General features: G+C 52.0%; 18 protein-coding genes. 13 read left to right on the forward strand and 5 right to left on the reverse strand.

The features are described 5' to 3' along the window. Nucleotides 1-97 precede the first annotated feature (97 nt). Genes FYJ51_RS04025 through FYJ51_RS04040 form a run of 4 tightly spaced genes read left to right on the forward strand, consistent with a single transcriptional unit; the run spans nt 98 to nt 2,751 of the window. Nucleotides 98-838: a segregation and condensation protein A gene (locus FYJ51_RS04025; RefSeq protein ID WP_154503499.1), complete on the forward strand. Its 741-nt coding sequence runs from the start codon at nt 98-100 to the stop codon at nt 836-838. Beyond that, nucleotides 835-1,536, forward strand: coding sequence for an SMC-Scp complex subunit ScpB (gene scpB / locus FYJ51_RS04030; protein ID WP_456243034.1), 702 nt, complete (start codon nt 835-837; stop codon nt 1,534-1,536). Before FYJ51_RS04025 ends, scpB begins: the two co-directional genes overlap by 4 nt. Further along, complete coding sequence (locus FYJ51_RS04035; RefSeq protein ID WP_154503502.1) at nt 1,533-2,309, forward strand: SGNH/GDSL hydrolase family protein; 777 nt, start codon at nt 1,533-1,535, stop codon at nt 2,307-2,309. Before scpB ends, FYJ51_RS04035 begins: the two co-directional genes overlap by 4 nt. Then, nucleotides 2,287-2,751: a DUF4358 domain-containing protein gene (locus FYJ51_RS04040; RefSeq protein ID WP_154503505.1), complete on the forward strand. Its 465-nt coding sequence runs from the start codon at nt 2,287-2,289 to the stop codon at nt 2,749-2,751. Before FYJ51_RS04035 ends, FYJ51_RS04040 begins: the two co-directional genes overlap by 23 nt. A 42-nt stretch (nt 2,752-2,793) precedes the next feature. Here the strand turns inward: FYJ51_RS04040 and FYJ51_RS04045 are convergent, their stop codons facing one another. Then, entirely contained in the window at nt 2,794-3,471 is a 678-nt protein-coding gene (locus tag FYJ51_RS04045) for a Crp/Fnr family transcriptional regulator (protein WP_154503508.1), read from the reverse strand. 115 nt (nt 3,472-3,586) lie between these two features. Between FYJ51_RS04045 and purB the strand changes: the two genes are divergently transcribed. Both purB and FYJ51_RS04055 read left to right on the forward strand, forming a co-directional pair. Then, nucleotides 3,587-4,882: an adenylosuccinate lyase gene (purB, locus tag FYJ51_RS04050; protein WP_154503511.1), complete on the forward strand. Its 1,296-nt coding sequence runs from the start codon at nt 3,587-3,589 to the stop codon at nt 4,880-4,882. Between the two features lie 178 nt (nt 4,883-5,060). Beyond that, nucleotides 5,061-7,625 (forward strand): FAD-dependent oxidoreductase, encoded by a 2,565-nt coding sequence (locus FYJ51_RS04055; protein ID WP_205946171.1) that lies wholly within the window; start codon nt 5,061-5,063, stop codon nt 7,623-7,625. 34 nt (nt 7,626-7,659) lie between these two features. Here the strand turns inward: FYJ51_RS04055 and FYJ51_RS04060 are convergent, their stop codons facing one another. Together FYJ51_RS04060 and FYJ51_RS04065 are read right to left on the reverse strand one after the other, a co-directional pair. Beyond that, nucleotides 7,660-8,475: a MerR family transcriptional regulator gene (locus FYJ51_RS04060; protein ID WP_154503517.1), complete on the reverse strand. Its 816-nt coding sequence runs from the start codon at nt 8,473-8,475 to the stop codon at nt 7,660-7,662. A 20-nt stretch (nt 8,476-8,495) separates the two neighbouring features. After that, nucleotides 8,496-9,302: a copper homeostasis protein CutC gene (locus FYJ51_RS04065; RefSeq protein WP_154503520.1), complete on the reverse strand. Its 807-nt coding sequence runs from the start codon at nt 9,300-9,302 to the stop codon at nt 8,496-8,498. A 62-nt stretch (nt 9,303-9,364) separates the two neighbouring features. Here FYJ51_RS04065 and FYJ51_RS04070 point away from each other — a divergent pair, with 62 nt between their 5' ends. Genes FYJ51_RS04070 through FYJ51_RS04080 form a run of 3 tightly spaced genes read left to right on the forward strand, consistent with a single transcriptional unit; the run spans nt 9,365 to nt 13,502 of the window. Then, nucleotides 9,365-9,850, forward strand: a complete 486-nt coding sequence (locus FYJ51_RS04070) for a GNAT family N-acetyltransferase (RefSeq protein WP_154503523.1) — start codon at nt 9,365-9,367, stop codon at nt 9,848-9,850. 1 nt (nt 9,851) lies between these two features. Further along, a complete protein-coding gene (locus tag FYJ51_RS04075) occupies nt 9,852-10,970 on the forward strand; it encodes a 5-methyltetrahydropteroyltriglutamate--homocysteine S-methyltransferase (RefSeq protein WP_154503526.1) in 1,119 nt (372 codons plus the stop codon). A gap of 54 nt (nt 10,971-11,024) precedes the next feature. Beyond that, nucleotides 11,025-13,502: a translation factor GTPase family protein gene (locus FYJ51_RS04080; RefSeq protein WP_205946172.1), complete on the forward strand. Its 2,478-nt coding sequence runs from the start codon at nt 11,025-11,027 to the stop codon at nt 13,500-13,502. Between the two features lie 83 nt (nt 13,503-13,585). Here the strand turns inward: FYJ51_RS04080 and FYJ51_RS04085 are convergent, their stop codons facing one another. After that, nucleotides 13,586-14,875, reverse strand: coding sequence for an adenylosuccinate synthase (locus tag FYJ51_RS04085; protein ID WP_154503532.1), 1,290 nt, complete (start codon nt 14,873-14,875; stop codon nt 13,586-13,588). Between the two features lie 107 nt (nt 14,876-14,982). Here FYJ51_RS04085 and FYJ51_RS04090 point away from each other — a divergent pair, with 107 nt between their 5' ends. From FYJ51_RS04090 to FYJ51_RS13995, 3 genes are all read left to right on the forward strand, one after another. After that, nucleotides 14,983-15,822, forward strand: a complete 840-nt coding sequence (locus FYJ51_RS04090; RefSeq protein ID WP_154503535.1) for a P-loop NTPase — start codon at nt 14,983-14,985, stop codon at nt 15,820-15,822. 57 nt (nt 15,823-15,879) lie between these two features. Then, nucleotides 15,880-16,578, forward strand: coding sequence for a response regulator transcription factor (locus tag FYJ51_RS04095; protein ID WP_154503538.1), 699 nt, complete (start codon nt 15,880-15,882; stop codon nt 16,576-16,578). 574 nt (nt 16,579-17,152) lie between these two features. After that, nucleotides 17,153-18,007 carry a sensor histidine kinase gene (locus FYJ51_RS13995; RefSeq protein WP_456243036.1) on the forward strand — a complete coding sequence of 285 codons (855 nt, stop codon included), beginning with the start codon at nt 17,153-17,155 and terminating at the stop codon, nt 18,005-18,007. 84 nt (nt 18,008-18,091) lie between these two features. Here the strand turns inward: FYJ51_RS13995 and FYJ51_RS04105 are convergent, their stop codons facing one another. Next, on the reverse strand, nt 18,092-19,234 hold the full coding sequence (locus FYJ51_RS04105) for a DEAD/DEAH box helicase (RefSeq protein WP_105303848.1): 1,143 nt from the start codon (nt 19,232-19,234) through the stop codon (nt 18,092-18,094). 63 nt (nt 19,235-19,297) lie between these two features. Between FYJ51_RS04105 and FYJ51_RS04110 the strand changes: the two genes are divergently transcribed. Further along, nucleotides 19,298-19,555, forward strand: a complete 258-nt coding sequence (locus FYJ51_RS04110; protein ID WP_105303847.1) for a TIGR03905 family TSCPD domain-containing protein — start codon at nt 19,298-19,300, stop codon at nt 19,553-19,555. The last annotated feature ends 8 nt before the right edge of the window (nt 19,556-19,563 follow it).

Here is a 19,563-nt window from a genome sequence, read left to right on the forward strand (position 1 = left end):
TTTCTTTGTCTTTTCTCTAGGATTCTTAAGGTGAGAGAGGCCCCTGCAGTATGGAGCTCTTCCTGCCTTTTTGCTATAATTCACAGGGAATCAGAACATGGAAGAATTCAAGGTGACGATCGATCAGTTTGAAGGTCCGCTCGACCTGATGCTGCATCTGATCAAGGAAAAAGAACTCGATATCTTCGATCTGGACGTGAATGTCCTGACCGATGAATATATTTCCTATCTGAATGCGATGAATGACCTGCATCTGGAGGTTGCCAGCGAGTATCTCGTGGAGCTTGCTGAGCTCATTGAATACAAGTCCAGGAAGCTGCTGCCGCAGCAGACCGAGGATGATCCGGATACGTATGAGGAAGATCCGAAGGACCGTCTGGTCAGAAGGCTCCTGGAATATCAGCAGTTCAAGGAAGTGACGAATACGCTGGAGCAGATGTATGAAGACCGCCAGGAACTGCTTGGCAAGCCGCTTTCCGAAGAGAGCGAGCAATGGTCCGATCAGAATCAGGAACCAGCGCATTATGAAGGAAATCCGTATGAGCTGATGCGGGCGATGATGCGGGTGATGAGACGGATGCAGCTGAGCAGGCCGATCGAAACGAAATTCACCCGGAAAGAAATCTCTATGGAAGACCGGGAACTGGAGATCCGGGCCCGCCTGGATCATCTGCCGGAGAATTTCCGGTTTGAGCAGCTTCTGGAAGATGTGCATGATCTGCCGATGTTCATCGCAACTTTTCTTGCGGTGCTGGATCTTGCCCGTCTTCATACACTTGTTTTCACAGTCAATGACCAGGATGAAATCTGGTTCTCCAGAGGAGCAGGGTTAGCATGAGCGAAGAAGAAAAGAAGATCGATGAATCAGAACAGACAGGTTCAGAAGTTCAGAATCCGATTCCTTCTGAACCTGAACCTGCTGAACTGCCTGCAGAAGAAAAAGTATCTATGGAGAATCTGCAGGAAGTGCCTGCTTCTGATCAAAAAGAGGAAGGACGAGGCGAAGCGATTCTGGAAGGCCTGBTGTTTCTGGTCGGCGATGATGGAATCAGCCTTGAGCAGGCAGCTGATACGCTCGGCGTATCGAAGGATCGCTGTGAAGAACTGTTTTCAGAACTGAAAGAGCGGTATGCCGATGATGCGTATGGCATTGAAGTGACAGAATTCGGCGGGATCTACCGGTTCCTTTCGAAAGAATTCGTGCATGATTATGCTAAGAAGCTGTTTCAGATGGGCAAAGCGGCGACGCTGTCCCAGGCAGCTTTGGAGACGCTGGCGATCATTGCTTATAAGGAACCGATTACCCGTGTGGAAATCGAAGAGATCCGCGGGGTCGGTGCAGATATGATGCTCAGGAAGCTGCTGGCAAGGGACCTGATCCGCGAGAATGGCCGGAGCGATGCGCCTGGCCGTCCGATTCTTTATGAAGTGACGGAAGAGTTCATGAACTCCTTCAAGCTCATGAGTCTCAAGGAACTGCCGGAACTGCCGAAGTTCGGGCAGGATGAAGAAAGTGAAGATCTGTTCCGGCAATGAAGAAGATCACTGGTATGATTGCGCTGGCATTGCTGATCAGCGGCTGCGGTTCTCAGAGCACTGCAGCAGTTTCTCCGGAGTCTTCTGCTTCCTCAGAACCTGCGAAGTATGCATGCAGGCTGGTGGATTATTATCCGTATTCGGATCCGGTTCCATCTTCTGATGCAGCGGATGACAGCTATTATGATTCGGCGCTGTTTGCCGGGGATTCCCGGATGGGGGCTCTGTATCTTTACGGCACTCATAAGAATGCTCAGGTGGAATATGTGACTTCTCTGAATCTGTTTCTGATCGGAACGACGGAAGCAGACAATCATGATGACGGCACCACCCTGGAGCAGATCCTTCTCGATACCGATCGTTCGAATATCTATCTGATGTTCGGCATCAACGAGATCCGCAATACCGAATCTTATTTTGATAACTGGATCGACCAGTACCAGACGGTGGTAAGCGAGATTCTGGAGGCTCATCCGGATGCGTCGGTGTATGTCATCCTGACGTATCACCCGGATTCGATTTCAGGGCTGGAAGAACCGGATCTGAGCGAGCATCTGCAGTGGATCAATACGAGACTGATCAGCCTGGCAGAGAAGAACTATATCTATTATCTCGATACCGACAACGGGCTGGATGATGAAAACGGGACGATCCGCGATGAATATGTCGCTGATGGCCTGCATTTCACGCCCGAAGGGGCCCATGCCTTTGAAGATTATATTGCGACACATACAGTAAGGAGTGAAAATTATGTTAAAGAAGTTTGTGACTAGCATGCTTGCACTGTTCATGCTGGCAGGGTGCTCAGGAGCATCCTCATCCGCCTCTGCTGCTACCGCAGATCCTGCTTCGGAAGCAGCGAAGATCGTTGAGGATCTGAATCTTTCCGATCATATGGATCAGGTCCAGGATCGCATCGTCTCCGGTCTGTTCTTCTTTGATGAAGGCGTTGTAACGCAGTCGGCGGTCTATATTGCCAATGACAAGTCTGCCGATGTGGTGGGCGTGTTTGAAACGACAGATGCCGATTCCTGCCGCAGTGCGATTCAGACCTATCTTGATTCCACCAAGACGCAGATGCAGAACTATTATCCGGATGAGGTGTTTAAGCTGGATAATGCGGTTGTGGAAGACAATGGCAGCACGGTGATCCTGATTGCGTGCAGCGATCTGGAAAGTGCAAAGAAAGAAGCCGACAGCATCCTTGGCAAGTAGATATCAGCATTCATCCGCTTCCCGGAGTCCCGGGAAGCTTTTTCAGTTCTTTTCCGCTGTCTTTTTCAGCAGGATGAAATGATTCTTCTCGGTCTTCAGCCAGCCTTCTTTTGCAAGTGCAGAAAGAGTGGAAGACATTGCGGAACGTTCGACACCGAGATATTCGGCCAGCTGCTTCCGGTCATAGGGAATATCGAATTCCGCAGAATGGCTGCGGAGGGCTTCTTCGGATAAGTAAGAGAGAAGCTTCTCTCTGGTCTTCTGGGGTCTCACATGGCGGATCGTGGCATAGAGGTTCATATTCCGTCTGGCCAGCTCACTCAGCATGTTCTTCAGAATCAGTTCCAGAAAAGGACTGCTGGTTCTCTCCGAGATCAGATCCTGGATGCTGAACCAGAGCACGACGGATGGTTCCTCGGCCGAAGCGCTGCAGTCGGCAGGCGTATTGCGGGCACAGGCATAATTCTCCGCAAACATGTCGCCTGGTTCAATCACCGTGAGTTCCTGGTGTCTGCCCCAGAAATCATCCTGATACAGTACTGCTTTTCCTTCGAGGAGGACCGCAGCCCGGCGGATCCGCTGTCCTTCGCGGACGATGATCTGTGCTTCGGAATAGTGCTTCAGCTGGATATCGAGGGTTTCGAGAACCGTTTCAAATTCACTGTCCGGAATTCCGCGGAAGATCCGGGCTTTCTTGATCGTTTCAAGGTATTTGCGCATAAAAGAGTCAGTCCTGGTTCATTATACCGCCCATCGCAGGAATACTGGATGAAATCCTGCTTGCCAAGAGACAGATGCTGTCAGTAGAATTGTGCTGTCAAAGGAGAGCGGAAGAATGATTGAACGGTATTCTAGAAAAGTGATGCGTGATATCTGGAGCGAACAGGCAATGTATCAGGCATGGCTGGATGTCGAGATTCTGATTGATGAAGCCTGGAGCAAGCTGGGCGAGATTCCGCCGGAAGATGTGGAAGCGATCCGGAAGAATGCAAAGTTTGATGTGAACCGCATTCATGAGATTGAAGCAGAGACGAAACATGATGTCGTAGCCTTCACGCGCTGTGTTTCGGAGAGCCTCGGACCGGAGAAGAAATGGGTTCATTATGGCGTGACGAGCACGGATGTCGTCGATACTGCAAATGGGATCCGCTACAAGAAAGCTGATGCGATTCTGCGTCAGGATATTCAGGATTTCATGGAAATCCTGAAAGCAAATGCCCTGAAGTACAAGGATACCGTGATGATGGGAAGGACCCATGGCGTCCATGCGGAGATCACGACGTTCGGACTGAAGTTTGCCCTCTGGTATGAAGAGATGAAGCGGAACCTTGAACGGTTCGATGCGGCAGCCGCAGATGTCGAAGCAGGCAAGATCAGCGGTGCGGTCGGAACGTTTGCGAACATCCCGCCGTTTGTGCAGGACTATGTATGCGAGCAGCTCGGGATCCATTCTGCTAGTATCTCCACGCAGATCCTGCAGCGCGACCGTCATGCGCATTACTTCGCAACTCTGGCCCTGATCGGTTCCACGCTGGAGCAGATGGCGACGGAAATCAGAGGACTGCAGCGCACGGAGATCCATGAAGTCGAGGAACATTTCAGCAAGGGCCAGAAGGGCAGCAGTGCGATGCCGCACAAGCATAATCCGATCGGCTCCGAGAATATCTGCGGCTGCTCCAGAGTCCTGAGAGGCTATATGGTGACGAGCTATGAAGATATCGCCCTCTGGCATGAGCGTGATATCTCGCATTCCTCGGCTGAGCGCATCATCGCCCCGGATGCGACGGAACTGCTGGATTACATGCTCGTCCGCTTCGGAAGCATTCTGAAGAATCTGACGGTCTTCCCGGAAAAGATGAAGCAGGACATCTGGCTGACGCATGGCATCATCTTCTCGCAGCGCTTCATGCTGAAGCTCATCGAGAAGGGCTGGCCGAGAGAAAAGGCCTATGACCTCGTGCAGCCGCTGGCAGCACAGGCCTTTGAAGAAGGAAAGAACTTCCGCGATCTGATCGAAGCAGTTCCGGAAGTGCAGGCATCTCTCAGCAAGGCAGAGATGGATGACTGCTTCGATCCGATGTATCACACGAAGAATGTCGATGTGATCTACAAGCGGGTCGGCATTCTCTGAGTCAAAACAAGATTGCTCTGCAGAGCGTTTCCGATTTGTCCGGGACGCTCTTTTTGTTTCTCTGTTAAAAAATTCACTGATCTTCCGATTTCCTGTTGACTCTGTATCCGATACAGGGTTTAAGATACCTGTATCCTGATTTGTGAAAATGTGTACAAATCAGTATGGGAGGAAGAGCATGAAGGGAAACAAGGCAACAACTACTGCTGTCTGCGGTCTTTTTGCAGTGGCAGCTGTCCTCGGAAGCCTCGGCGGATGCGGACAGGGTACATCATCTTCAGAAGCAGCTTCCGGGAAGACCGGAACCTACCATGGCGAAGCCCAGGGCTTCGGCGGGGTGGTTTCTGCAGATGTCACATTTGACAATGGCAAGATCACAGACGTCGTTCTGACTGGCGACAGCGAAACACCGACGGTCGGCGGGGCAGCCCTCGATGAACTGAAGAATCAGGTTCTCGAAGCTGGCAGCGCAGACATCGACGGCGTATCCGGTGCGACCATGACTTCCAATGGCGTGAAGCAGGCAGTCCAGGCAGCGATCGATGCGACCGAAGAGGGAACGGCAGCAGCGTCTGCTTCCGATACTGCACTGACGTTCAATGCAGGTACGTATACCGGAACTTCGGAAGGCTACAACGGACCGGTAAAACTTGATGTCACATTCTCTGACAGCGGCATCGATGATATCCAGGTCAAAACTTCGAGTGAAACTGCTCATGTCGGCGATGTGGCATATGACATCATGTTCGCTGATGCCAAGGAAGCCGGCGGATCGGGAATTGATTCCGTTTCCGGTGCGACCTTCACGTCCAGAGCGATCAAGGCAGCTCTCGATGATGCTGCCCAGCAGGCTGGTGTCTCCGATCTCTCTGCATTCCAGAAGAAGACGGTGGAACATACGGCCGGCGATCCGATTGACGAAACCTTCGATGTCGTCGTGGTCGGCGGAGGCGGAGCAGGTCTCGCTGCTGCTGCCCAGGCAGTCCAGAACGGCGATTCCGTCATCGTTGTTGAAGAAAATGCCGAAATCGGCGGAAATACGCTCGTCTCCGGCGGACAGTTCCAGTCGGTGATGCCGTATCTCGTATGGGATCCGGAAGATCCGGAGGCGACTGAAGGAACCTGGGATTATAACGGAAAAACTTATACGAAGCTCAAGGCTACCCAGGGTCAGCTGTCAGTTCTCAAGACGATCCTGAACTGGTCTGAAGAACCGTTTGATCCGACGTATTTCGATACGCATGAGTATGTAGCAGGCGAAATCGATACGCTCTCCCAGGCAGGCGTCCATCAGGAATACCTTCCTACGCTGCAGGCTCTGAAGAAAGAGATCCAGGCTTATGTCGACTATGCAGAACCGAAGCTGGCAGCCGGAGACTCCGAATCCGATCTGACGCTGTTCTCCACGGTCAACCTCCATATTTTCCAGACCTATTACGGAGGACTCCGCAGATCGGCAGATGGCTCCGAATGGATCTACGGCAATTATGATCTCGTCTCTCAGTTCATCAATGACGGCCAGGGCCTGAAGGAATGGCTTGAAGATCAGGGATCGCTGTTTGCGGATGACAAGCAGCTCACGCTGATCGGTGCCCTCTGGTATCGTGAGAACCAGAACCTCGGATGCGATCTCGATGGTGATGGCGTCACGGATGCTACCGGCAACTGGGGAACCTACTTCATGCCGTTAAGCAATACCGTCATGAGTGCTGATGGCAACGAGATCATGACCAGAACCAAAGCAGAAAACCTGATCATCGAAGAAGGGAAGGTCACCGGCGTCACCGGCACGCAGTATGACGGCACTCCCGTCACCCTGCATGCAAACAAAGGTGTCGTGCTGGCAACCGGCGGCTATGCGGCAAATATCCAGATGGTTGTCGATGACAATGAATACTGGGATCCGGAATATCTGACCACCGGCATCAAGACGACGAACCGTTCCTCGCTGCAGGGCGATGGCATCACTATGGGGGAAGAAGCAGGAGCTTCAGTCACGGGCATGGGCTTCCCGCAGATGATGCCGATCTCCTGGGTTGACAACGGCAACCTCGCATTCGGCGGCGGCCAGTATGCGGTCTACATCAATCCGACTACCGGCAGGCGTTTCGTCGATGAGTCTGCAGAACGTGATGTCCTGTCGCTCGGCGAATTCACAAATGGCGTCGAATACAACGGCACCAAGGGCGTATTCCTCGAAATCACGAATGCCAATACGGCAATCGGTGTTCCGTATCCGTATGACAAGTACGAGAAGGGACAGGTCGTCGAGATCTCCCATGATGATGTCGAGAACCGTGTGTACTATGTCTCCAGTGCAGAAGACATTCAGAAAGTCCTGGATCAGTATGGCATGACCGCTTCTCCGGAAGATATCTACGATACGATCCGTCAGTATGACGAAGCATATCTGAATGATGAAACACCTTCTGACGGCATCAAGAAGAGCGCCTGGAACGCAACTGTCGGAACCGTCGATGAAAACGGCGAATACAAGCTCGCAGGCGAACTTCTGAGAATCCGTGTCATGGCACCGTCTACCCACCATACGATGGGCGGCCTCGTCGTCGATACGAAGCGCCACGTGCTGAACTCCGACGGAACGGTTATCCAGGGTCTCTACGCAGCCGGCGAAGTCACCGGCGGCATCCATGCCGGCAACCGTCTCGGCGGAAATGCGATCGTCGAAGTGCTCGTCTCCGGCAGGACCGCAGCTGACGCAATTGACGAAGACAACAAGTAGCAGACAGCCCAGAACGTAAAAGAAGAGCAGGCACTCAGCCTGCTTTTCTTGTGCGCTCATGGATTTCAATGCATGCCCGGATCCGGAAATGGTACAGCGTCTTTCCATCTTTGCGCTCCACCCGGGCAAGATATCCAGTCGTGTCCGACAGGAACTTCATGGAATGATCTTTCGCATACTGCATCATCGGAGCAATCTGCATCAGGTTCATCTCCTCGAGGTTGCTGAGGAGGACCATCATTGAAAGACACGTTCCATGCGGAACGATGACTGCATGCCCGCTGACCGGAAGCCCGCGCTCCTCCAGCATGAACAGATAGGTGCCGAGCCCGGTCTGGATCCGGATCATGCGATCCTCGATCGATCCGTTGAGAACTTCCTTCGGAATGCGGATGACCGGAGTCTGGGTCAGATAGTATCTCCCGGCAGAATCCAGCAGTTCTTTCGGAATATCCTCGAGGTCATAATAATCGATCTTCTCATCGGTCGATTCCATGATCTGAACCTCACTGGAAGGGTAATCAGACTCAGAGACATGCTGGCGTTCCAGTTCCAGAAACCGCACCTGTTTCTCCAGCTGGGCAATCTGCTGATTCAGTTCCGCAATCTCTTTCTCCAGGATTCCGATCAGTTCGGTATTTCCAGTTCCCTGATAGATCTGCTGGATGTTCTGGAGCGGGACCTGGAATTCTCTCATCTTGCGCACATAGGCAAGCTCAACGAAGTCCGCAATCGTATAGTCATAATATCCGTTCTTCTGCCGGAGGGGATGGATCAGTCCTTTCAGGCGGTAGGAACGGATCGTTTCCGCATTGATGCCGGTCAGAAGGGCAAAGTCATGAACCTTCATCAGGTTCCCTTTCCCAAGACCTAGCGGCGTTCTTCGTCATCATAGGGCTCTTCTTCCTCTTCATAGCGGTCATTCTCCAGCATCGCCTGATCCTCGCCCGTCAGGGAAGGGTGTTTCTGTTCTCTCCTGCTGTTCAGCTTCTGATAAACCGCATTGAGATTCTTTGCATCGACTGCAGCATATGGCAACGTATCCATGCGCATGCTCTTGGCGGTCATGTGGAACTGATCCGAACCGGTTTTCTGAAGCACTTCCTGGACATTGTCCGCATTGATACCACAGCCAGGAAGAATTTCAATTTCATTGCCATAGGTCTGGATGAGATGATGCACCAGCTCTCCTCCCTTCAGAACCGTTTCTTCCTGACCGCTTGTCAGGATCCGGTCCACGCCGCAGGAAATCAGCGTGCGGCATGCTTCATCCGGATCTCTGGTCTCATCAAACGCCCGGTGGAAGACGGCGGTCTTTCCGGCTTCGTGGATCATCCTGGTCATGTGTCTGATAAACTCTTCATTTACGGTATGATCCGGATTCAGTGCTCCGAACACGATCCCGTCAGCGCCATGCTCTAACAGAATCTCCGCATCCTCTGACATAACCTCCAGCTCCGTGGAGTCATAGCAGAAACCTGCCGTTCTCGGCCGGTCCATGCACATGATTGGCAGATCGGTGCAGCCTCTGGCATGGCGTAGCTCTGCGATCGTCGGAGTCAGTCCGCCCAGTTCCAGGGCCGAATTCAGTTCAATGCGATCAATCGGGAATCTGGAAGCAGTCATGACATCCAGCAGGCTGCCGCAGCAGATTTCCACTTTCCAGCGTGCAAACATGGGATTCCTCTCTTTTCAGCTGTGCTCTCCTCAAGTATAATTCATCGAAACGGAGGTTTTTCATGAAGATACGCAATGCCGAAGAAAAGGATATTCCTGTCATCGAGAAGCTCCTGATGCAGGTCCTGAATATCCATGCTGAAGAGAGACCGGATCTTTTCATTCCGGATACCGTGAAATATACTCCGGACGAACTGATCGCCATGTTTCAGAACCCGGAAACACCGGTATTCTGTGCCGTCGATGAAAACGACCAGGTACTGGGCTATGCCATGACGATCCAAAAGCACCGGGCTCATTCCAATAACATGACCGATGTCTCCACGCTGTTCATCGATGATATCTGCGTCGATGAGAAATGCCGGGGCATGCATGTCGGCAAACAGATCTACCAGTATGTGAAGAACTGGGCCGCTGAGCAGGGATTTTACAACATCACCCTGAATGTATGGGCAAAGAACGTGAATGCACAGAAGTTCTATGAAGCCATGGGCATGAAGCCGATGGAATCTGTGATGGAACAGATACTCGGACAGAAGGAGAACTGAAATGACACTGACCACCCCGTTTCGCTATGACTATGTCGGAAGCTTCTTGAGACCAGAGAAGCTGAAGCAGGCAAGAAAAGCATTCACGAAGGGAGTCATCAGCAGAGAACAGCTGACGGAGACGGAGAATGAATGCATCACCGAACTGGTGAGCAAGCTGAAGGAACTGGGCTACCACGTGATCACCGATGGCGAATTCCGCCGTTCAGCATGGCACCTGGACTTCATGTGGGGCTTTGCAGGCATGGGCCACAGTCCGGCAAAATACGGTCTGCCGTTCCATGGCGAGCAGGCGATGATTGATGATACGTATCTCATCGGAAAACTCGGACTGGAAGGTGAGCATCCGTTCGTGAATCATTACCGCTTCGTGAAGCAGTTTGAGGATGAGAACACGATTGCCAAGCAGACCATTCCGGCTCCGGCGCAGTTCCTTGCGCAGCTGATCATGCCTTTTGCAAAGGAAAACACGAAGAAGTACTACGGCTCTGATTCAGAATTGATCGATGATCTCATTTCCTGTTATACCGCGGTCATCCGCCAGCTGTATGATGCAGGCTGCCGGAATCTGCAGCTCGATGACTGCACCTGGGGCATGCTGGCAGACCCGCATGCGGATCAGTACTACGGGGTAAGCGGAAGTGCGCTGGATGCGGTCAAGGAGGCTTATCTGGAAATCAATAACCGCGTAATTGCTGGAAAACCTGCAGACTTGAAGATCAATACCCATGTGTGCCGCGGTAATTTCCATTCGACCTATGCGAATTCCGGTGCCTATGACAGCGTCGCTGCATATCTCTTTGCAAAAGAGAATGTCGATGCGTTCTACCTGGAATATGATGATGCCCGCTCCGGCGGCTTTGAGCCGCTTGCCGAAGTGGCAGACGGGAAGAAAGTCGTGCTCGGTCTCATCACGACGAAATCGCCGGAACTGGAAGATGAAAATGCCGTGATCCGCAGAATCCATCAAGCCGAAAGGTATCTGCCGCTGGACCGTCTCTGCCTCAGCCCGCAGTGCGGATTTGCGTCCTGTGAGATCGGCAATAAGCTTTCTGCCGATCAGCAGTGGGCAAAGCTCGAACTCGTGAAGCGGATTGCTGAACGCGTCTGGAAAGACTGAATACGGATTCCTCTGCAGATGCAACTGCAGAGGTTTTCTTTTACAATAGAAGCTATGTCAGGAAGAATCACGATCGGAATTCTTGCCCATGTTGATGCGGGCAAGACTACATGCATTGAAGCGATGCTCTATGAATCCGGCACCATCCGGAAAAAGGGCAGAGTCGACCATCAGGACTCGTTTCTGGATTACGATTCTCTGGAACGGAATCATGGCATCACGATCTACGACAAAGAAGCACATTTCACCTGGAAGAATTCAGACTGCTATGTCATCGACACTCCTGGCCATGTCGACTTCTCTGCCGAGATGGAGCGGTCTCTTGCGGTTCTTGATGCTGCGATTGTCGTGATCAGTGCCCCGGAAGGAATCCAGCCTCATACCGAAACGATTCTTCATGCCTTGCAGGAATCTCATATTCCGATTCTGATCTTCTTCAACAAGATGGACCTGCCTCATCCGGAGAAACAGAAACTTCTGGCTGCTCTGCAGAAAGAACTGCCTGGTGCGGTCGATCTTTCTTCGGAAGATGCTCGTGAGCAATTAGCTGCCTGCAGCGATGAGATGCTGGAAGCGTTCAGCGAAGGAACAGAAATCAATGAGGAGATGATCCGCAATGGCGTATCAGCCGGATTTGTTTCGCCAGTATGCTATGGCAGTGCTCTGAAGCAGGAAGGCATCTCAGAGCTTCTCGATACCATGGATCTCTATCTCCGGGCTCCGGTCTATCCTGATTCTTTCGGGGCCAGAGTCTATCGGATTTCCAGAGATAAAGACGGACATCGCCTTGTTCATATGAAGATCACAGGCGGCACTCTGAAAGTCAGAGATCGTCTGAAATCAGACGAGAAAGCAGATCAGATCCGCATCATGAACGGCCAGGAATCCGTGCAGGTGAAGGAAGCATCCGCCGGCATGGTCGTGACGGTCATGGGACCGGAATCTGCAGAAGCCGGGACCGGATACGGATTTGAACCAGATCAGCGAGAAGGGAAAATGATCTCTTCCATTTCCTATGCGATCGAAGCTCCTTCCGGAACGGATCTGAATAAGCTGTTCTCGGTATGCCGGTCTATGCAGAAGGATTTTCCGGAACTTCAGTTTGTCATGGAAGGAGATACGATCCGAGTCCCGGTCAGCGGCAGGCTGCAGCAGGAAGTGCTGGCGCATCTGATTGCCGAACGAAGCGGCATCGCGGTTACGTTCGGAGAAGGGAGAATCCGGTATCTGGAAACGATCCGGTCTGATGCGGATGGAGCCGGACACTTTGAACCGCTTCGCCATTATGCGGAAGTGCATCTGCATCTTTCGCCCTTGAAACGCGGCAGCGGCATCATTCTGGAAAGCCTCGTCAGCACGGATGAAGTTCCAGCCGTGTTTCAGAATGCGATTCTCTCTGCGCTTGCTTCGGCAGATCTTTCCGGAGTGCTGACCTGTTCTGCATTGACGGATGTGAAGATTTCTCTGACCGCCGCAAAGGGCAGCATGAAGCATACCGAAGGAGGAGACTTCCGGGAAGCTTCTCTCAGGGCCCTCCGGCAGGCTCTGATGAAGGCAGACAATCTTCTATTGGAACCTTTCGTGTCTTTCCTTCTGAGAGTTCCGGATGCCTCTCTTTCCAGAGCGCTCTTTGACCTGGAACAGCGTCATGCCGTTACGAAAACGGAACAGCTGAAAGAAGGCATCAGCCAGGTTTCCGGAAAAGGTCCGCTGAGACTGCTGAGAAATTACGAAGAAGAGGTCCGTTCCTATACGCATGGGGCCGGAAGATTTTCCTATGAAGCATCAGGCTATGAGGAAAGCTCGGATCAGCAGACGATCATCCAGGCGATCGGCTATGATGCGGAACGCGATACAGAACATCCGGCTGGCTCGATTTTCTGCATGCATGGAGCAGGGGTCTATGTGCCATGGAACGAAGCAGACCAGCATATGCATCTGCAGCTGAAGCAGAAATCGGATTCCGAAGGCATCCATCATGAGACGATGCGGATCAGCGAAGAGGAACTGAACCTGATCATGCAGAATGAATCGGGACGCAACCGGAAGCCGGAGAAGAACCGGCCGCAGCGGATTGAAGAGAAAGCAAGGAAACCGAAACCGACAGTCCGGAAGCCAAAGTGCATCATCATTGACGGATACAATATGCTGTTCGGCTGGGACAGCATGAAAGAGCTTGCTCATGAGAATCTGATGATTGCCAGGGAGAAACTGATTGATGAGCTGTACAGCTGGCAGGGATATACCGGTCAGAAGATGATTCTCGTGTTTGACGGATACCGTCAGAAAGACAGCATCGGTTCTTCTTACGACAAGGGAACGATGAAGGTGGTGTATACCAGAGCGGATGAGACTGCCGATGCCTGGATTGAACGGGAAGTCTATGAACATGCCGCGGAATACGACTATATCGTTGCGACTTCTGATGGCCTGATCCAGAACAGCATCTTCGCCATGGGTGCCATGCGCATGAGTGCAAGGCAGCTCGAAGAAGAAGTGATTTCCGTGAAGAAGATGTTCCTGGAGAAATAGCATTCAGAAGAAAAGGATGCAGCAGCCAGAGTATGGAGAACCATATTCTGCTGATGCATCCTTGTTCTGTTTCATAACTTTCTTCAGATCAGCTTGCGCAGGATGATGTCGGCATCGCGTTCCGGGCTGACACTCACCATGCAGATGGGGACGCCGGTGTATTCCTGGATGAACTCGATGTACTTTCTTGCATTCTCCGGCAGGTCTTCGTACTTCCGGATGGAGGAGAGATCTTCATTCCAGCCATCGAAGTACTTGTAGACCGGCTTTGCTCTGCCGTAGTCTTTCAGGCTTGCAGGAACGGTATCGATCTGCTTGCCGTCAAGATCATAGGCCACGCATACCGGGATCTTGTCGAGACCGGTCAGAATATCGATCTTGGTCAGAGCCAGGTCTGTGAGTCCGTTGATCCGGGCTGCCTGCTTCAGAACCGGGAGGTCCATCCAGCCGAGTCTTCTCGGTCTGCCGGTAACGGCACCGTATTCGCCGCCCTTTGCCCGGAGTTCATCTGCAATCGGTCCGAATTCTTCAGTGACATAAGGGCCTTCACCGACTCTGGTCGCATAGGCTTTCGAGATGCCGATGATACGGTCGAGCTTCTTCGGGCTGACGCCTGCGCCTTCGCAGACACCTGCCGCGGTCGGGGAGGAAGAGGTGACATACGGATAAGTGCCGTAGTTGATATCAAGCATGTTTGCCTGAGCGCCTTCGAACAGAACGTTCCTGCCGGCATCCAGTGCCTTATTGACCAAGTCCACCGCATCGCAGATCATCGGAGCGATCTGAGGACGGAGTTCATCAAACTGAGCAACGAGCTCGTCATAGTCGAACGGGGTGCCGCCGTAGATCTTCACGATCTCACGGTTCTTCTTTGCGAGAATGTATTTCAGCTTCTCGTTGAATACTTCACGGTCGCGGAAATCGCACATTCTGAGTCCTGTCCGGTTGTATTTGTCCGCATAGCAGGGGCCGATGCCGTTCTTCGTCGTGCCGATCTTCATTGTCCCGGCATCTGCTTCCTCGAGTTCGTCAAGATAGCGATGATAAGGCATGAGCAGATGAGCGCGATCGCTGATCACGAGATGTCCTTCCGGCATCTGGAATCCTTTTTCGGTCAGAGAAGAGAGTTCTTTCAGAAGAACGAATGGATCAACGACGACGCCTGCACCGATGACGCACTGTGCTTCCGGAGAGAGAATGCCTGATGGGAGCAGTCTCAGGACAACCTTCTGGTCACCGACAACAACGGTGTGCCCGGCATTATTGCCGCCCTGGAATCTGACTACCATGTCCATATGCGTGCCGAGCAGATCGACGACTTTGCCTTTTCCTTCGTCTCCCCACTGGCATCCGACTACTACGTATCCTGCCATGAATATTCCTCCGTAACGTGGAACATTTTATCACGGATAGTCGTTTTCCGTGCTGATATTGCGGTGTTTTGCTAAAATAGTCCGTGTGTGAAGGAGAATCATTGACTATGAGTGAACAGAACCCTGAAACCTGCAGCCATCATTGCGAAGGCTGCAGTTCCAATTGCGCTGAACGGGAAAAGCCGGAATCATTCCGGATCGAACCGAATGTGAAATCGAAGATCCGCAAGATTATCGGCGTCGTATCCGGAAAAGGCGGGGTAGGCAAGTCCTTCGTGACTTCAATCCTGGCCAGTGAGATGCAGAGAAGAGGCTATCATACGGCGGTCATGGATGCGGATATCACCGGACCTTCGATGGGCAAGGTATTCGGCATCACGGAGAAGATGTACGGCGATGGCGAGCTTGCTTATCCGGCGAAGACGAAATCCGGCATCCAGGTGGTCACGACCAATATGATGCTGGAACAGGATGATCAGCCGGTCATCTGGAGAGGACCGATCGTGGCGGGCGTGATCCGTCAGTTCTACCAGGAAGTCTACTGGGAAGATGTAGATTATATGTTTGTCGATATGCCTCCGGGAACCGGCGATGTGCCGCTGACCGTGTTCCAGAGCCTGCCGCTGGATGGCATCATTGTCGTTTCCAGTCCGCAGGACCTTGTTTCGATGGTGGTTGAGAAAGCCATCAACATGGCAAATATGATGCATGTGAACATTATCGGTCTCATCGAGAATATGAGCTATGTCGAATGCCCGGACTGCGGCAGAAAGATCCAGGTGTTCGGTCCGTCTCATATCCAGGAAGTTGCGGATAAGTACGGTCTTGAAGTGCTGGCTCAGATTCCGCTGCGGGAAGACAATGCATTGTATTCTGACCGCGGGGAGATCGAAGACCTGAAGGTTCCTGAGATCAGCCGGGCTGCCGACCTCATCGAAAAACGATAGAAATTTCAGACAGAGTTCACAGAATCCTGTCAGAATACTCAGCAAGGAGAAACGATTATGACGAGAATACTGATCGTTGATGACGAAGAGAAGATCCGCCAGATGATCCGGAAATATGCCGAATATGAAGGCTTTGAAACCGATGAAGCGGAAGATGGTCTGCAGGCTGTCGAGAAGTGCAGCATAAATCATTATGATCTGGTAGTCATGGATATCATGATGCCCAATCTTGATGGCTTCAGCGCCTGCAAGGAAATCAAGAAGACGCAGCCGGATCTGCCATTCATCATGCTGTCTGCCCTCGGCGAAGAATACGACAAGGTTCACGGATTTGATCTCGGCGTCGATGATTATGTCGTCAAGCCTTTCTCCAGCAAGGAACTGATGATGCGGATTCATGCCATCCTGAAGCGGGTTCATCCGGCTTCAGGAAGCCAGGAGACATTCCATCTGAAAGATCTTGCGATTGACTACAATGCCCGGGTGGTCACGATCAAGGGAGAGCGTCTGAATCTCTCTCCGAAAGAGTATGAACTGCTGGTATATCTTGTGAAGAATGCCGGCATCGCCCTGACCCGGGAACAGATCCTGCAGACGGTATGGGGCTATGACTTCTATGGCGATGACCGGACGCTGGATACGCACATCAAGCTGCTGCGGAAGAACCTCGGCGAATACAGCAGATACCTTGTCACGCTGAGAGGAGTCGGATACCGCTTTGAAAAAGAAAATCAGTCTGAAGTGGAAAATAGCTAGATATCTTCTGTTCTTTGCGATCGGACTCATCGGGCTCCTGGCGGTGTTTCAGCTTCTGCTGCTGGAACCGATGTATGAGCGCTACAAGATCGCGACAGTCCGCAGAGCTGGCGATGAGATCGTTTCGGCATTGCAGTCCGGAGATGCTTCGGACCTCAATGAGAAGATCTATGAAGTCAGTGCGCAGAATGATACGTGCGTGCGCATCCTGAGCGGAAATTCGGATGTCATGACCGGCAATATGGGCTGTGCGCTGTACCGGATGGATACGAGCGAGCTGATCGAGCAGTACAATCTGGCCAAGGCAAATGACAATTCCTACCTGTCGACGACCGTTACCGGCTTCGGACTGGCGGGAGGAGTATCAGGACCTGGCGGAATCTTCAACAGTCATGATGATCTGATGAAGAACATCACGCTCACCCGGATTATTGAAGATGCTGATGGCGCTCAGGCGACGGTTATGGTCTATACCGGTCTGAGTCCGGTCAATGCGACGATGCAGACGCTGAGGATGCAGATCCTGTATATCTCTCTGATTGTCGCAGCGGCGATGATCCTNCTGGTCTACCTGATGAACAAGCATATCGCAACCCCGCTTCTCAGAATCAATGATGCGGCCAGGACGCTGCCGCAGGGAACTTATGACGCTCCTGCCAGTGCCGCCGAATACCGGGAAGCAGAAGAACTGAATACGACGCTGTCTCAGGCGGCAGTGGATATTCAGAAGGCCGATAAAGCTAAACGGGATCTGATCGCAAATGTATCGCATGACCTCAGGACTCCGCTGACGATGATCAGCGGATACGGGGAGATGATGAGGGATCTGCCTGGTGAGAAGACGGATGAGAACATCCAGGTCATCATCGATGAATCTCATCGGCTGACATATCTCGTCAATGATCTGCTCGATCTCTCGAAGCTGGAAGAAAACAAGATCAAGCTGAACTGCAGCTTATTCGATCTGTCCGCTCTGGCTGAACGGGAACTCCGCAAATACGATGTCTATCGGGTATCGGATGGCTTTGAGATCACCAGTGATTGTACGCCTGGTCTGATTGTGAATGCCGATGCGGCAAGAATCGAACAGGTATTCAACAACTTCGTGATCAATGCCATAAATTATTCCGGAAACAGCCGGAAGATTGAAGTCAGGGTATTCCGGAAAGAGAACATGGCTCATCTGGAAGTCCAGGACCATGGCGAAGGCATTCCGGCCGACAAGCAGAAAGATATCTGGGACCGGTATTATAAAGTCGATAAGGAACATGTCCGCAGAGTGAATTCCTCCGGCATCGGATTATCGATTGCCCACCAGGTACTGGAACTGCATCAGGCCAGATACGGGGTCATCAGTAAAGAAAACGAAGGCAGCACGTTCTGGTTTGAACTGCCGATCGCAGAAGAAACGAAACAGAAAGCTGCTTAGCATGCATGCAGAAACAGACTTGCTTATCAAAGCTGGTCTGTTTTTTTCAGGTTCCATCGAATCGGCTTTTTTCTGCACATGAACTCAATGTCTCGGATGCTTTGCTGTTTGTTTTTCGGATCTGATCGGAAGCGTTCTGCTGGTCCTTCCGGTCAGGGCAGGAATCCTGGAGATCCTGTCTTTTTCTTTCGGCGATAGAAGGAGAATTGCCTTTCCTGGCTTTCCGCTCCTGGCTGTCCGGCTGATGCGGTGAACGAGAAATTCTTCCTGGTCCGGCCATCCCAGTGAGATGACAAGATCGAGATCCGATAGATTAATGCCCCTTGCCGCAACATCGGTTGCGATCAGCACCGGAAGGGTTCCCGCCCTGAATTCCTTCAGAAGCTTTCTGCGGAAGGCAGGATCCATCTCGCTGTGGATGCTGCCGCAATAGATGCCGCGATGATCCAGTTCCATGCGCAGACGATCGCATCCATTTCTCGTATTGCAGAAGATCAGTGCCCTGGACTGGTTTTTAAGCAGGGATGCGATGGCCTCGGTCTGTCTTTGCGGCGGGACGATCAGGTGATACAGATCCGGTTCTGCCTGGAAAGAAGGATCTTCGTCAATGGTGATGGAGAAAGGATGCTTCAGCATGGACTCAGCAAGCTTTCTGACATCATCTGAGGCCGTGGCACTGAACAGCATGATCTGCTGAGGAATCACCTGAGCGATGACTTCCTGCACCTGTTTGCGGAAGCCCATGGAAAGCATCTCATCACACTCATCGAGAACCAGGATCTGACACTGATCCGGACGGAATGTATGCCGGCGCAGGTGATCCAGCAGGCGGGAAGGAGTGGCGACGACGATATCTGCTCCTTTTGAAAACTTCCGGACCTGCAGGTTCATGTCGACGCCTCCTGTCAGCAAGGCAGTCCGGATGCCTTCCTGTCCTTCCAGCAGGGAACGGGACGTTTCTGCAATCTGCGTGCAAAGTTCCCTGGTCGGGGAAAGGATCAGTGCTGACGGCTTATGCTTTGTTCCAGTCTGATGCGGAATGCATTCCAGGATCGGAATCAGGTAGGCATATGTCTTTCCGCTGCCGGCCGGAGCAATCGCTAAGATATCCTCCCCGGTTTCGGCATGAGGAATTACTGCTTTCTGAATTGCAGAGTATTCTCTGACGCCGAGTTTCTGCAGCCGTTTCTGAAGGAGCTGGTTCTGTATCAAGGTTTCTGAAGTCATTGGGGTGTCTTATCCTTTCCGGTCCGTGTTATCATACTACTCGAATATCGGAGGTAATGCGCGATGGAAACATATATTTATCACCCGAAAGGAACCTGCTCCACCGAAATGAGATTCGAGCTGGATGGAGATAAAGTAGAAGGACTCACCGTTGTAAATGGCTGCAACGGAAACCTGAAAGGAATTGCTGCTCTGGTCAAGGGCATGCCGATTGATGAAGTCATTGCACGCCTTGATGGCATCCGGTGCGGCTTCAAGAATACATCCTGCCCGGATCAGATGGCCCAGGGCCTCAAGGCATACAAGGCGAGCAGGCAGTAAGGAACAGA

The sequence above is a fragment of the Stecheria intestinalis genome, from assembly GCF_009696165.1.
Lineage (GTDB): Bacteria > Bacillota_I > Bacilli_A > Erysipelotrichales > Erysipelotrichaceae > Bulleidia > Bulleidia intestinalis.

What these genes read in the sequence shown, in the direction of transcription:
- FYJ51_RS04085 (WP_154503532.1), bottom strand. Translation starts at nt 14,875, where the DNA reads ATGGCAGGATACGTAGTAGTCGGATGCCAGTGGGGAGACGAAGGAAAA.
- FYJ51_RS04080 (WP_205946172.1), top strand. Translation starts at nt 11,025, where the DNA reads ATGTCAGGAAGAATCACGATCGGAATTCTTGCCCATGTTGATGCGGGC.
- FYJ51_RS04095 (WP_154503538.1), top strand. Translation starts at nt 15,880, where the DNA reads ATGACGAGAATACTGATCGTTGATGACGAAGAGAAGATCCGCCAGATG.
- FYJ51_RS04045 (WP_154503508.1), bottom strand. Translation starts at nt 3,471, where the DNA reads ATGCGCAAATACCTTGAAACGATCAAGAAAGCCCGGATCTTCCGCGGA.
- FYJ51_RS04065 (WP_154503520.1), bottom strand. Translation starts at nt 9,302, where the DNA reads ATGTTTGCACGCTGGAAAGTGGAAATCTGCTGCGGCAGCCTGCTGGAT.
- FYJ51_RS13995 (WP_456243036.1), top strand. Translation starts at nt 17,153, where the DNA reads ATGAACAAGCATATCGCAACCCCGCTTCTCAGAATCAATGATGCGGCC.
- FYJ51_RS04090 (WP_154503535.1), top strand. Translation starts at nt 14,983, where the DNA reads ATGAGTGAACAGAACCCTGAAACCTGCAGCCATCATTGCGAAGGCTGC.
- FYJ51_RS04110 (WP_105303847.1), top strand. Translation starts at nt 19,298, where the DNA reads ATGGAAACATATATTTATCACCCGAAAGGAACCTGCTCCACCGAAATG.
- FYJ51_RS04105 (WP_105303848.1), bottom strand. Translation starts at nt 19,234, where the DNA reads ATGACTTCAGAAACCTTGATACAGAACCAGCTCCTTCAGAAACGGCTG.
- FYJ51_RS04055 (WP_205946171.1), top strand. Translation starts at nt 5,061, where the DNA reads ATGAAGGGAAACAAGGCAACAACTACTGCTGTCTGCGGTCTTTTTGCA.
- purB (WP_154503511.1), top strand. Translation starts at nt 3,587, where the DNA reads ATGATTGAACGGTATTCTAGAAAAGTGATGCGTGATATCTGGAGCGAA.
- FYJ51_RS04075 (WP_154503526.1), top strand. Translation starts at nt 9,852, where the DNA reads ATGACACTGACCACCCCGTTTCGCTATGACTATGTCGGAAGCTTCTTG.
- FYJ51_RS04025 (WP_154503499.1), top strand. Translation starts at nt 98, where the DNA reads ATGGAAGAATTCAAGGTGACGATCGATCAGTTTGAAGGTCCGCTCGAC.
- FYJ51_RS04070 (WP_154503523.1), top strand. Translation starts at nt 9,365, where the DNA reads ATGAAGATACGCAATGCCGAAGAAAAGGATATTCCTGTCATCGAGAAG.
- FYJ51_RS04060 (WP_154503517.1), bottom strand. Translation starts at nt 8,475, where the DNA reads ATGAAGGTTCATGACTTTGCCCTTCTGACCGGCATCAATGCGGAAACG.
- FYJ51_RS04040 (WP_154503505.1), top strand. Translation starts at nt 2,287, where the DNA reads ATGTTAAAGAAGTTTGTGACTAGCATGCTTGCACTGTTCATGCTGGCA.
- FYJ51_RS04035 (WP_154503502.1), top strand. Translation starts at nt 1,533, where the DNA reads ATGAAGAAGATCACTGGTATGATTGCGCTGGCATTGCTGATCAGCGGC.